Source organism: Bacteroides sp. AR20, assembly GCF_964250605.1.
In the GTDB taxonomy this organism is placed as follows: domain Bacteria; phylum Bacteroidota; class Bacteroidia; order Bacteroidales; family Bacteroidaceae; genus Bacteroides; species Bacteroides uniformis.
Genome location: NZ_CAXUGK010000019.1, coordinates 68,889 through 81,001 on the forward strand (window position 1 = coordinate 68,889; position 12,113 = coordinate 81,001).

The 12,113-nt window shown below is 48.0% G+C and carries 11 protein-coding genes; 6 read left to right on the forward strand and 5 right to left on the reverse strand.

Annotated features, from left to right (window positions below; genetic code table 11):
- The first annotated feature begins 18 nt into the window (after positions 1-18).
- The 3 genes from ACESTD_RS11305 to ACESTD_RS11315 are packed head-to-tail and all read left to right on the forward strand — an operon-like array spanning position 19 to position 2,184.
- Positions 19-1,449, forward strand: a complete 1,431-nt coding sequence (locus ACESTD_RS11305) for a carbon starvation protein A (protein WP_008663941.1) — start codon at positions 19-21, stop codon at positions 1,447-1,449.
- The gene (locus ACESTD_RS11310; RefSeq protein ID WP_005826297.1) at positions 1,449-1,670 is read left to right on the forward strand and encodes a hypothetical protein; all 222 of its coding nucleotides are present in this window, start codon (positions 1,449-1,451) and stop codon (positions 1,668-1,670) included. The genes ACESTD_RS11305 and ACESTD_RS11310 overlap by 1 nt, the downstream gene beginning before the upstream one ends.
- A 25-nt stretch (positions 1,671-1,695) precedes the next feature.
- On the forward strand, positions 1,696-2,184 hold the full coding sequence (locus tag ACESTD_RS11315) for an outer membrane beta-barrel protein (RefSeq protein ID WP_005826298.1): 489 nt from the start codon (positions 1,696-1,698) through the stop codon (positions 2,182-2,184).
- A 123-nt stretch (positions 2,185-2,307) separates the two neighbouring features.
- Here ACESTD_RS11315 and ACESTD_RS11320 read toward each other — a convergent pair whose 3' ends face one another.
- Positions 2,308-2,616, reverse strand: a complete 309-nt coding sequence (locus tag ACESTD_RS11320) for a HigA family addiction module antitoxin (protein ID WP_005835633.1) — start codon at positions 2,614-2,616, stop codon at positions 2,308-2,310.
- An 8-nt stretch (positions 2,617-2,624) separates the two neighbouring features.
- Positions 2,625-2,942 carry a type II toxin-antitoxin system RelE/ParE family toxin gene (locus ACESTD_RS11325; RefSeq protein ID WP_005826303.1) on the reverse strand — a complete coding sequence of 106 codons (318 nt, stop codon included), beginning with the start codon at positions 2,940-2,942 and terminating at the stop codon, positions 2,625-2,627.
- 192 nt (positions 2,943-3,134) lie between these two features.
- Here ACESTD_RS11325 and ACESTD_RS11330 point away from each other — a divergent pair, with 192 nt between their 5' ends.
- Positions 3,135-4,313, forward strand: coding sequence for an energy transducer TonB (locus ACESTD_RS11330; protein ID WP_175331350.1), 1,179 nt, complete (start codon positions 3,135-3,137; stop codon positions 4,311-4,313).
- A 100-nt stretch (positions 4,314-4,413) separates the two neighbouring features.
- On the opposite strand, the gene uvrA is transcribed toward ACESTD_RS11330, so the two are convergent.
- A complete protein-coding gene (gene uvrA, locus ACESTD_RS11335; protein ID WP_195583506.1) occupies positions 4,414-7,197 on the reverse strand; it encodes an excinuclease ABC subunit UvrA in 2,784 nt (927 codons plus the stop codon).
- Between the two features lie 184 nt (positions 7,198-7,381).
- On the opposite strand from uvrA, the gene ACESTD_RS11340 reads away from it, so the two are divergent.
- Together ACESTD_RS11340 and ACESTD_RS11345 are read left to right on the forward strand one after the other, a co-directional pair.
- Positions 7,382-9,331, forward strand: coding sequence for a sensor histidine kinase KdpD (locus ACESTD_RS11340; protein WP_057256358.1), 1,950 nt, complete (start codon positions 7,382-7,384; stop codon positions 9,329-9,331).
- Positions 9,332-9,371: 40 nt separating this feature from the next.
- On the forward strand, positions 9,372-10,883 hold the full coding sequence (locus tag ACESTD_RS11345; protein WP_034525493.1) for a glycoside hydrolase family 10 protein: 1,512 nt from the start codon (positions 9,372-9,374) through the stop codon (positions 10,881-10,883).
- Between the two features lie 52 nt (positions 10,884-10,935).
- Here ACESTD_RS11345 and ACESTD_RS11350 read toward each other — a convergent pair whose 3' ends face one another.
- Complete coding sequence (locus tag ACESTD_RS11350) at positions 10,936-11,505, reverse strand: chromate transporter (RefSeq protein WP_373158878.1); 570 nt, start codon at positions 11,503-11,505, stop codon at positions 10,936-10,938.
- Between the two features lie 63 nt (positions 11,506-11,568).
- Positions 11,569-12,111, reverse strand: a complete 543-nt coding sequence (locus tag ACESTD_RS11355; protein ID WP_005826309.1) for a chromate transporter — start codon at positions 12,109-12,111, stop codon at positions 11,569-11,571.
- Positions 12,112-12,113 lie beyond the last annotated feature (2 nt).

Here is a 12,113-nt window from a genome sequence, read left to right on the forward strand (position 1 = left end):
TAAAGATATTAACACGCCATGATTACATTTACGCTTTGCCTGCTGGCGTTGATAGCCGGCTATTTTATCTACGGACGCTTCATAGAACGCGTCTTTGGTCCCGATGACCGCAAAACACCCGCCCTTACCAAAGCCGATGGTGTGGATTACATTCCACTGCCTACTTGGAAAATCTTTATGATACAGTTTCTCAATATTGCCGGGTTGGGACCTATCTTCGGTGCCATCATGGGAGCTAAGTTCGGTACGGCATCCTATCTGTGGATTGTACTTGGCAGTATCTTTGCCGGTGCAGTGCACGACTATCTTGCCGGTATGCTCTCCTTGCGGCATGACGGGGAAAGCCTGCCGGAAATCATCGGACGCTATCTGGGGCTGACCACCAAGCAGGTGATGCGCGGCTTTACCGTCATCCTGATGATATTGGTGGGAGCTGTCTTTGTGGCAGGGCCGGCCGGACTGCTTGCCAAGTTGACCCCCGACAGCTTGGATACCACCTTCTGGATTATTGTTGTTTTCGCTTATTATATCTTTGCCACTTTGCTGCCGGTAGATAAGATTATCGGTAAGATATACCCACTGTTCGCCGTTGCCCTGCTGTTCATGGCGGTCGGTATTCTGGTAATGCTTTACGTCAACCATCCTGCATTGCCGGAGATATGGGACGGATTGCAGAACACGCATCCCGATGCGGTTGCATTGCCCATCTTCCCCATCATGTTCGTCAGTATTGCCTGCGGTGCCATCAGTGGCTTCCATGCCACGCAGAGTCCGCTGATGGCACGTTGCATGACAAGCGAGCGCCACGGACGCCCCGTTTTCTATGGGGCAATGATAACCGAAGGCATTGTAGCTCTGATATGGGCTGCCGCCGCCACTTATTTCTTCCACGAGAACGGGATGGGGGAGACGAATGCCTCTATCATTGTAGACGCCATTACAAAAGACTGGCTGGGTGCCGTAGGTGGCGTATTGGCCATTCTGGGTGTTATTGCCGCGCCTATTACCAGTGGCGACACGGCTTTCCGTTCAGCGCGCCTCATTGTGGCGGATTTCTTGGGAATGGAACAAAAATCCATGCGTCGCCGTTTATATATATGCATCCCGATGTTCCTGGTAGCCATTAGCTTGTTGCTTTACAGCCTGCGGGACAAGGATGGATTTGATATGATTTGGCGTTATTTTGCCTGGGCCAATCAGACTCTGTCCGTCTTTACGTTGTGGGCCATTACGGTCTATCTGGTACGCGAGAAGAAAGGACGTTATTATTACGTCACCTATTTCCCGGCATTATTCATGACGGCTGTGTGTACCACTTACATCTGCATTGCTCCCGAAGGTTTCGGGCTCGGTCCGAATTATGCGCTGGGCATAGCCTTGATAGCTGTTGTGCTGGCTGCTATTTGGTTTAATATTTGGTATTTTAAGACGACTAAAAAACTTTGGTAATGAAGAAAATCAAGAAATCTACCGGGCTCACGTTGGCCCTGCTTATTTACGTTTCTGCTACTGCCGCTTATTTCCTTCCCCGCAATACGGAAATCAGCGATACTGAGAAGTATGTCACCGTAGCTGCTTCGTACCTCATTGTATTTGTGCTGTGGCTGGTGCTTCGCAAGAAGGAGGCGCTGCAACGCAAGCGATTCGAAGAAGACAATAAACAACATTGATTATTTACTCAAAAAACAGAACAAGATGAAAAAACTGGCATTATTCGTTTGCTTGCTTGTTGTCACAGTGGCAGCTCAGGCACAGTTTGAAAAAGGTAAGTGGATTTTGAACCCGTCCATCACCGGTTTGGAATTTTCTCATGACACGGGAACCGACAAGACAAGTTTTGGCCTTGAAGCCAAGGGAGGTGCTTTCCTGCTCGACAACATCGCCTTGCTGGTGCATGCCGGGGCTGCTTGGAATACCGGAGGGTCTGACCTCGATGTCTATACGCTGGGTGTAGGTGGACGTTATTATTTCGACAAGATTGGCGTGTATCTGGGTGCCGATGTCAATGTGGACCGTTGGGATTGGGGACATGATTTGGATGATACCAAGTTCTCTTTCGGTCTGGAAGCCGGTTATGCGTTCTTCCTGACCCGCACGGTGACCATCGAACCTGCAGCTTACTGGAACGTCAATAGCGACCGTTCTAAATTCGGTCTGAAGGTAGGTTTCGGATTCTATTTCTAATCTTATTTTCCTGCTACTGCAAGTTTTTTTGCAGTGCCGCTGTAAATGTGTTGCAGTGGCACTGCATAAATGTTTGCAGCAGTACTGCAAAAGATATGCAGTGGTTTTGCAGTAACGTTTTGCTTAGAGCAATGCTGCATATTTTCTAACTTGTTTCAAGCGCTCCATGAGTGTTTGGTCACTTTCAGCCAATTGCATGTTATAGTCTAGCTGCATTCGCATCAGCAAGCCGGCACTGATTCCCAATGCTGCTTCAAAGAGCAATGCTGTAGATGTTGTGAGGGGACGTCGACAGTTCAAGATGTCGTTTAGTACCTTATATGAGATGCCGGTTTGTGCAGCAAGCTTAGTTTGGGGTAATTTTCTATTTCCCACCTCTTCTTTGAGTAATTCACCCGGATGTATAGGGCGTTGACATTTATAATTTCCCATATTCATAATCATTTATAGTGGTTCGATAATTCCAGGATATTACATATTGTCACTACGGTTTCAGATGTACTCTGCTTTACTGTGAATTCTATGCGGTATTGGTCATTTACTCTAATGGAAGAAATACCTGCTTTATCTCCTTTCAATACTTCGTAATGAAACGACCGAATGGCGTAAAGCTCTTCGATATTTTGAACGTATTCCAAGGTCTTTATGCGCAACTGATATCGTTTCACCATTTGAGGCTGAAAGCGATATTTCTTATCCTTTGTTTTTCCTTCCTCATATAGTTGTTGCAAGTATTCCTTATCAAAGTGTATTTCCATTGTTTTTAGATTGTTTTCATTGTGCAAAGGTAATGTATATCTCCAATATTCCACTATAAAAGTGGATATTTGTTGGTTGCCTGGATAACGTGAAACTTTTTATATGTTAATGAAAGTAGAGGCTGGTTTTGAACATTATAGCAAAAATCCTTATATTTATACTCGAAGTATGAATCCTAAAAGCAAAATGCCATGAATAGAGTTTGTATTACCTTATTGCTTTGCTGCTTGTCATCTTGCCGAATGAATAAGACGGAACGCATGGAAATGTCTGAAGATTCCATAGATACAGTAAGGATAGACCAAGGGGTGGGAAAAAAAACAGTGAGCGATAGCCTCAAGATAGGGATTGCGGATGATGGTGACTACTTGCAAAGACAATTGCTTGCCATTCACGAAGAACTGAGAAAAAGATTGAATAATACACCATATACACACATTCAGAGGAATGTGACCGGATATGGGGTGGGGTTGCATTGCATCGATATAGATTTGATGGTGAATACTCCCGAGCGGCAGAAAGAGTTCCGGGAGAAGATAATGGACTCCCCCGTTTTCTGTTTTCATGGTGTAGAAGTCCCCGTCATCAACGAGAGAGTAGGCAGGAATCATATTCGTGGCATCCATATCCGTCTCGAATATCCGGTCTTTTCAACGAAAGCTCTCCATGCGACATTCATCCTCAGCAATCACAGCGGCGGAGATTTGACCTGCGGCGAGCATTACTACCTGACGTTCGAAGACGAAAAAGGTACCTGGCGGGAATTGCCGATAAACGCTGCCTTTTGGGACATCGCCTATGTGCTGCGGGATGGGGAGGAAAGGGTTATGAAAGCCTCCCTTTATCCGGATGTGCATCCCAACAAGCCGAGACGCTACCGTTACTTTTATGAGATAACCATCAGGAGGAAACCTGTCTTGATGATGGCTGAGTTCAGACTGACGGACAATGAGGAAGAATGGAGAACGGCGGAAAAGACATCTCTTCCCCCTTATATTTCGGATGCAGGGAAGGGCGGGAGCCCACAATTGATAACGGAAGAGCCAATGGAAGAACCGGTCTATAAAGTAGTGGAAGTGATGCCCGAGTTTCCGGGAGGTATGAAAGCCTTAATGGATTTTATTCAAAAGAATATCCGTTATCCGGAAGAAGCCCGTAAGAATGGCATTCAAGGAAGAGTTGCTGTCAGCGTGGTGATTGACGAGAATGGTCGTGTGACGGACCCCGTTATTATGCGCAGCAGGTATCCTGCCCTGGATGAGGAAGCATTACGGATTGTAGAATTGATGCCACAATGGAAACCGGGGATGCAGCAGGGTAAAGCCGTGAAGGTGGAATTTACTTTTCCGGTTACTTTTAAATTGGAGTAGTAGCACCCGGTAAGATTAAACACAAAGACACGGAGGCATAGAGTTTTATTCTTTTTCCTTGAATTTAATATCTCTGTGTCTCCGTGCCTCTGTGTTCTATTTAAGGAAGCGAGGGGTGTAATTTCTCTTGCAAAAATTGTCCCGTATAACTTGCCGCACACTTCGCCACTTCCTCCGGTGTACCGGTAGCTACGATGTTTCCTCCTTTGTCCCCTCCTTCGGGCCCCAGGTCTATCACATGGTCCGCACACTTCACCACATCCAGATTATGTTCGATGATGACAATGCTGTGCCCGCGGCGTATTAGGGCATCGAAGGCTTCGAGCAGTTTCTTGATGTCATGGAAGTGTAGTCCGGTGGTCGGTTCATCGAAGATGAACATGGTCGGGTCTGCTTTCTCCTGGCTGAGGTAGAAGGCGAGTTTCACGCGCTGGTTCTCTCCACCGGAGAGGGTGGAGGAGGCTTGCCCCAGTTTGATATATCCCAAACCTACATCCTGCAAGGGTTGCAGCCTCTTCACAATCTTTTTCTGTCCGTGTTGCGTAAAGAATTCGATGGCTTGGTTTACGGTCATCTCCAATACGTCGTAGATATTCATGTCGTGGAACTTCACTTCCAGCGTGTCCGCCTTGAAGCGTTTGCCGTGGCAGGATTCGCATTCCAGTACAAGGTCTGCCATGAATTGCATCTCCACCGTGATGGTGCCTTCACCCTTGCATTCCTCGCAACGGCCGCCTTCGCTGTTGAAGCTGAAGTATCCGGCACTGTATCCCATCTGCTTGGCAAGCGGTTGGTCCGCCCATAGTTTACGGATTTCATCGTAGGCCTTGATGTAGGTCACGGGGTTACTTCTCGATGACTTCCCGATAGGATTCTGGTCAACAAACTCTACATTGCGCAGGTTCTGCAAGTCTCCTCCAATGGAAGTGAACTCGCCTGGACGTTCGTTGCATTCATCCAACTCTCGTTTCAGGGCGCGGTAGAAGATGTCGCGTACCAGCGTACTCTTGCCCGAACCGCTGACACCGGTGACTACGGTCATTACATTCAGCGGGAACCGTGCCTCTACACCCTTCAGGTTGTTTTCGCGCGCGCCTTTTATTTCTATGTAGTTGTTCCACGGGCGGCGGTGTTCCGGCAGGGGGATGGTTTCTTCGCCCAGCAGATAGCGCACGGTATAGCTGTCACTGTCTTTCTGAAGGTCTTTCATATCTCCTTGGTAGACGACCTTCCCTCCCAGGCGGCCTGCCCGGGGACCGATGTCGATGATATAGTCGGCAGCACGGATAATCTCTTCATCGTGTTCCACTACCACTACCGTATTGCCCAACTGTTGCAGCTGGCGGAGCACGTGTATCAGTTTGTCCGTATCGCGGCTATGCAGGCCGATGCTCGGTTCGTCAAGAATATACAGGCTGCCCACCAGACTACTTCCCAGCGAGGTGGCGAGGTTGATTCGCTGGCTTTCACCGCCGGAGAGCGAGTTGCTGAGGCGGTTCAGCGTGAGGTATCCCAAACCGACATCCAATAGGAATTGGATGCGGCTGTTGATTTCTGTCAGGATGCGGCGGGCTATGTCGGCGTCATGTGGGTCTAGCTGCAGGTTGTCGAAGAAGAGCTTCAACTCAGTGATGGGCAAATCTACCAGTTCGGAGATGTTGCGTCCTCCCACGCGTACGTAGTTTGCTTCGGGCTTCAGGCGGGTACCGTGGCATTTGGGGCAGAGCGTCTTTCCGCGGTAGCGTGCCAGCATCACACGGTATTGTATCTTGTACTGATTTTCCTGCACCATCTTGAAGAAGGCGTTGATGCCCTCAAAGTAGGGTGTCCCTTCCCACAGCATCCGGCGTTGCTCGTCGGTCAGTTCATAATAGGGAGTGAAGATGGGGAAGCCGGCTTTCTCGGCTCCGTGTATCACCATATCCCTCCATTCGCCCATCTTTTCGCCCCGCCAGCATACAACGGCTCCATCATAGACGGACAAGGAGCGGTCGGGTATCACGAGATGCTCGTCGATGCCGATGACTTTCCCGAATCCCTCGCATACGGGACATGCGCCGATGGGAGAGTTGAAGGAGAACATCTGGTCGTTCGGCTCCTCGAAGATGATGCCGTCCGCCTCGAACTTGGTGCTGAACCGGTAGAGGCAGGTGCTTCCGTCGGACTGGTAGAACCGCAGCAGGCAGGCGCCGTCTCCTTCGTACATGGCTGTCTCTGCCGAGTCGGTGAGGCGGCTCACGGAGTCCTTTTCGGAAGAGGCTGTCATACGGTCAATCAGCAGGAAAACGGTGTCTCCCTCTTTCGGCTTGTATTCGTCGATGCGCATCATCTCACCGTTCACTTCCAGACGGGTGAAACCTTGCTTCATGTCTATCTCCAGTTGTTGTTGCAGCGTGCGGTCTTCGCGCAGCAATATCGGGGCGAGCACGGTATATCTGGTTCCTTCCGGATATTCCAGCATGCACTTCACGATGTCTTCCGCCGAATGCTTCTTCACTTCCTGTCCGCTGACCGGGCTGAAGGTTTTCCCCACACGGGCATAGAGCAGCCGCAGGTATTCGTATATTTCGGTGGAGGTGCCCACGGTGGACCGCGGATTGCGGCTGCTAACTTTCTGCTCGATGGCAATGGCAGGCGGGATGCCTTTGATGAAATCGCATTCGGGCTTGCTCATGCGTCCCAGGAATTGGCGGGCGTAACTGCTCAAGCTCTCCACGTAGCGGCGCTGCCCCTCGGCATATAATGTATCGAAAGCAAGTGAGGATTTTCCGGAACCGGACAGTCCGGTGATGACTACGAGTTTGTTACGGGGAATCTCTACGTCAATGTTCTTGAGGTTATTGACACGAGCTCCCTTTATGATAATCGATGTATTTTCTGCCATATAAAAGTCACTTATGTGATTTAGGATTTGCAAAGATAATGCAAACCGGGGTAGAATAAAACGAACCTGCTGGAAAAATCGTATCAGACAGGCAAGGTTAAGATTTGTTATACTTTAGGATGACTGCTAATTTACATTAAATAAAAGCACTAAATTCGCATCCGACTCCTTTTAATGTCCGAACATGGTAAAGCGTAATATAAAATGGCTTCTTGTTGTGCTGGTATTAGGTTTATACCCCTCAATCTTGTATGCCGAAGACCCTTATGGAGAGATGAAAGCTCTGGCAGATAGTGCGCGGAAAGTGTTGGGACAAGACCGGCTGCCTTCCGTCAATGCCCGGTGGATGAAATTTGCCCGCGAACTGAACGATACGGTACAGATTAGCGATGCCCACAACAACCTGATTTCTCATTATTATCAGTTGGGGGACATTGACCACCTGAAAGCCGCAACCTATGAATATATGGACTGGTGCCGGAAATACCAACGGACACGAGACCGGTATATGGCGTGGCGGCAGTACATTCAGCGCATGACAGAGAAAGGTATGCAGGAGGAGGCGATGGCTGAAACCGTCAGGCTCCATCAGGATGCCGAGCAAGCCCGGGACAAATACGGATTGGCATGTGGCGAAATGTGCATCGGGTATAACCATCGGGTCTTTGGAAACAACGTAAAACTGTGTATAGAGAATTACAACAATGCACTGAAACTTTTCGAGGAAGGCAGCTACTATCGTGACGCATACGTGGTGTTGCTTAATATTATCCAGACTTATCTTTCACGCAGTGAGTATGCAGAAGCCGGCGAGTATCTGAGTAAATTGTCGCAACTGGAGGATGAACTGAACCGTAAACAAGTCGGCGTAGACCCTTCCCTGCACCTGCGTTTCTGTGAATTCAGGGTTATAGGCTTATTGGCCAATGAAGGTAGAAAGGCTGCTGAGCCTTATATTGAGGAGACTGACCGCTTCTACCGTCAACATCCGGAGAGCTCGACGCCCGAAGCATGGTTTGGCTATAAGATAATGTGTTGCCGTATCCTCGGTGATTTGAAAGGTAACATTGCTTACGTGGATTCACTCATGGATTATCAGCATTCACTGGGGCTTTGCTATCCTTATAACCATTATATGAAAGGAGAACTGCAGGAACAGTTGGGCGATTATCGTGCGGCTTGCCGCAGTTATGCCAGATATGCCGCCGTGAGTGACTCCGTGCGTACGGCAGAAATGGATGACAAGCTAAGCAAATATACGGCACAGTTTGAGGTGGACCGGTTGAAGATGGAGAAGCTGGAGCTGAGTGCCAGATTGAACAAGGAACGACTGATGATAGCCTTGGCCGTTGGCGGACTGGTATTGTTGCTTTTGCTGCTCATTACTTATCTGTATATCCGCACCCTCTCCATGAACCGCAAGTTGGAAGCTGCACGCAGGGCGGTGGAAAAAATGAGCCAGGTCAAAAGTTCCTTTATACAGCATATCACCCATGAAATCCGTACTCCGTTGAATTCCATCGTCGGCTTTTCTACCTTGCTGGCTCAAGAGAAACTGGATGATGTGGAGAAACGCGAGTATGTTGAACAAGTGGAGGGCAACAATACATATCTGTTGAGTCTGATGGAGAACATACTCAATATTGCGGATATGGATTCGCGAGTGTGGGAGATGCCGCGGGAGGAGATAGAAGTGGATGCGTGTTGCAAGGAATGTATTGAGGGCTTCCGTCCGGAACTGAAGCCGGGAGTTGAACTGGAATATGTGCCTGCTTCCGGCATTATGGCCTTTTATGCAGCCCGGCAATGGCTGAAAATGGTGCTGGTGTCTTTGTTGGATAATGCGGTGAAGTTTACGGAAGAAGGTCATATACGCGTTTCCTGCGAGGAAGATAAGTCCCGACATGTATTGCGCTTCGTGATAGAGGATACCGGTATAGGCATCAGGCCGGACGAATCGGACCGTATTTTCGAACGTTTTTATAAAGTGGACACGTTTACCAAAGGGTCCGGATTGGGGCTTGCCATAGCCAATGAGATAATGGAGTTGGTGGGAGGCCGGATTTATCTGGATGACACCTATTGCGGAGGATGCCGCTTTATTGTGGAATGGCCGATGAAGGACAAACCTTAATTATAAACTATTTTAAGTGTTAAAAAGCTGTAATTAGAGAATGAGAGTAAAATCCCTTTTATGTGTATTCTTCTTGCTGCTAATGGCGGGAGGAGTATTTGCGCAAGTGCAGACCGGGTCTGCCTATCCTAAACGTGAATTTCGTGCAGCATGGATACAGTCAGTAAACGGACAGTTCCGTGGAATGCCGACCGAAAAACTGAAGCAGAATCTGATCGGGCAGTTGAATTCCTTGCAGAAGGCGGGAATCAACGCCATAATTTTCCAGGTACGTCCCGAAGCGGATGCTCTGTATGCTTCCAGACTGGAACCGTGGAGTCGTTTCCTTACCGGAGTGCAGGGTAAAGCGCCCGAACCCTATTGGGACCCTATGCAGTTTATGATTGATGAATGCCATAAGCGTGGTATGGAGTTTCATGCATGGATTAATCCGTATCGCACGAAGACGACCTTGAAGAGTGAGTTGGCTCCCAATCATGTGTACAATATCCATCCGGAATGGTTTGTCACTTATGGCGACCAGTTGTATTTTGACCCGGCACTGCCTGAGAGCCGCCGGCACATCTGCATGGTGGTGAGCGACATCGTTTCCCGCTATGATGTGGATGCCATTCATATGGACGATTACTTTTATCCTTATCCCATTAAGGGAAAGGATTTCCCTGACGATGCAAGTTTTGCACGTTTTGGCGGAGGTTTCAGCAATAAAGGAGACTGGCGCCGGAGCAACGTGAATGTGCTGATTAAGAAACTGCATGAAACAATTCGTGAAATCAAGCCGTGGGTGAAGTTCGGGGTTTCTCCGTTTGGCATTTACCGAAATGAAAGCAGTGACCCGCTTGGCAGTAAGACCAAAGGCCTGCAAAACTACGATGACCTTTATGCGGACGTGTTGCTGTGGGCCCGTGAAGGTTGGATAGACTATAATATTCCGCAGATTTATTGGCATATAGGACATCCGGTTGCCGACTATGAGACACTGGTGAAGTGGTGGGCCAGGAATACGGAAAACCGCCCCTTGTTTATCGGCCAGTCCGTGATGAACACCGTGCAGAATGCCGACCCCAAGAACCCGTCGATAAATCAGCTTCCTCGCAAAATGGCCTTGCAACGGGCCTATCAGACCATCGGTGGCAGTTGCCAGTGGCCTGCCAGTGCGGTTGTAGAGAATGCAGGCAAGTATCGCGATGCCCTGATTGCCGAATATCATAAGTATCCGGCGCTACCTCCCGTTTTCGATTTCATGGATAACGAAGCCCCGGCAAAGGTACGTAAGATGAAACCGGTGTGGACGGAAGACGGATATATTCTTTTCTGGACAGCTCCCAAGTATAAAGAGGAAATGAACCGTGCCGTCCAATATGTGGTCTATCGCTTTAATGACAAAGAGAAAGTGAATATAGATGACCCTTCCCATATTGTAGCCATCACGCGCGATAATTTCTATAAACTTCCTTACGAAGACGGAAAGACAAAGTACCGCTATGTGGTGACAGCCTTGGACCGTCTGCATAATGAATCGAAATCCGTTGGAAAGAAGATTAAACTTTAAAAATTAGGGATTAAGGATTAGGGATTAATCATTAACGTTTAATCCTTAATCCCTAATAAAGTATCAATCCTACTATTCCACAAGCTACAATCATTCCTATCGGGTTCAGTTTATATTTCTTTGTACCTATAAATGCCACGAGGAAGATGAGGCAGCTGATGACGAAGGAATATATGTCTTCTTTGGGAGAACTGAAGTTTTCCGAATTCATCAATACCAGCGCGGCTGAGGCTAGCAGACCGACCACTGCCGGGCGGAGCCCACTGAATACCGCTTCCACGGAAGGATGTTTCTGGTATTTCAGAAAGAATTTGCTGATGGTCAGCATCAGTAGGAAAGAAGGAAGCACCACGGCAAACGTAGCAATAATAGAACCTAAAATACCATAGCTTGTACCGTAGCAATCAGCTATCGTAGTATAACCCACATAAGTTGCCGAATTGATTCCTATCGGACCGGGTGTCATCTGGCTGATTGCCACAATATCAGTAAATTCCTGCGCTGTAAGCCAACCGTAACGGGTAACTACTTCACCTTGTATCATAGACAACATGGCATATCCGCCACCAAAGCCGAAAAGCCCAATCTTAAAGAATGTATAGAATAACTGTAAGAAAACCATGATTAGTAATTAATGATAAATGGTTAGTGATTAATGTTGCTATCCTTTTTAATTCTTTAATTTTTAATTCTTCGGACGTTGAAAACGTCCGAAGCAGTATCCTCCTACACCTGCCGCAATGATAATCCAGATGGGAGAGAAGCCCAACAGCCAGATGAGCAGTGCTGAAACCACCGGTATCCATATGTTGTATCGGTTTATCCGGGCCGATTTAGCCATGCTGAATGTAGGGGCTGCAATCAATGCAACCACTGCCGGGCGAATACCTTTGAATATACGTTCCACAATGGTGTTGTCCTTGAAGTTGTGAAAGAACAACGCTATGGCGAGGATGATGAGAAACGAAGGAAGTATGGTTCCCAATGCAGTGATTATGCTCCCTCGTATTCCCCGTAGCCGGTACCCTATAAAAATGGATATATTGACGGCAAGGATGCCCGGAGCGGACTGTGATATAGCAAGCAGGTCAATGAAATCTTCTTTGGCTATCCAGTTTCGTTTGGTTACGATTTCGTTTTCTATCAGCGGTACCATAGCATAACCGCCGCCGATGGTAAAGGCTCCTATCTTAAAGAAAATGGAGAATGCTTCAAGATATATATTCATAT

Excerpts from the sequence above, each read along its gene's own strand:
- ACESTD_RS11305 (WP_008663941.1), top strand. The coding sequence starts at position 19 with ATGATTACATTTACGCTTTGCCTGCTGGCGTTGATAGCCGGCTATTTT.
- ACESTD_RS11310 (WP_005826297.1), top strand. The coding sequence starts at position 1,449 with ATGAAGAAAATCAAGAAATCTACCGGGCTCACGTTGGCCCTGCTTATT.
- ACESTD_RS11315 (WP_005826298.1), top strand. The coding sequence starts at position 1,696 with ATGAAAAAACTGGCATTATTCGTTTGCTTGCTTGTTGTCACAGTGGCA.
- ACESTD_RS11320 (WP_005835633.1), bottom strand. The coding sequence starts at position 2,616 with ATGGGAAATTATAAATGTCAACGCCCTATACATCCGGGTGAATTACTC.
- ACESTD_RS11325 (WP_005826303.1), bottom strand. The coding sequence starts at position 2,942 with ATGGAAATACACTTTGATAAGGAATACTTGCAACAACTATATGAGGAA.
- ACESTD_RS11330 (WP_175331350.1), top strand. The coding sequence starts at position 3,135 with ATGAATAGAGTTTGTATTACCTTATTGCTTTGCTGCTTGTCATCTTGC.
- uvrA (WP_195583506.1), bottom strand. The coding sequence starts at position 7,197 with ATGGCAGAAAATACATCGATTATCATAAAGGGAGCTCGTGTCAATAAC.
- ACESTD_RS11340 (WP_057256358.1), top strand. The coding sequence starts at position 7,382 with ATGGTAAAGCGTAATATAAAATGGCTTCTTGTTGTGCTGGTATTAGGT.
- ACESTD_RS11345 (WP_034525493.1), top strand. The coding sequence starts at position 9,372 with ATGAGAGTAAAATCCCTTTTATGTGTATTCTTCTTGCTGCTAATGGCG.
- ACESTD_RS11350 (WP_373158878.1), bottom strand. The coding sequence starts at position 11,505 with ATGGTTTTCTTACAGTTATTCTATACATTCTTTAAGATTGGGCTTTTC.
- ACESTD_RS11355 (WP_005826309.1), bottom strand. The coding sequence starts at position 12,111 with ATGAATATATATCTTGAAGCATTCTCCATTTTCTTTAAGATAGGAGCC.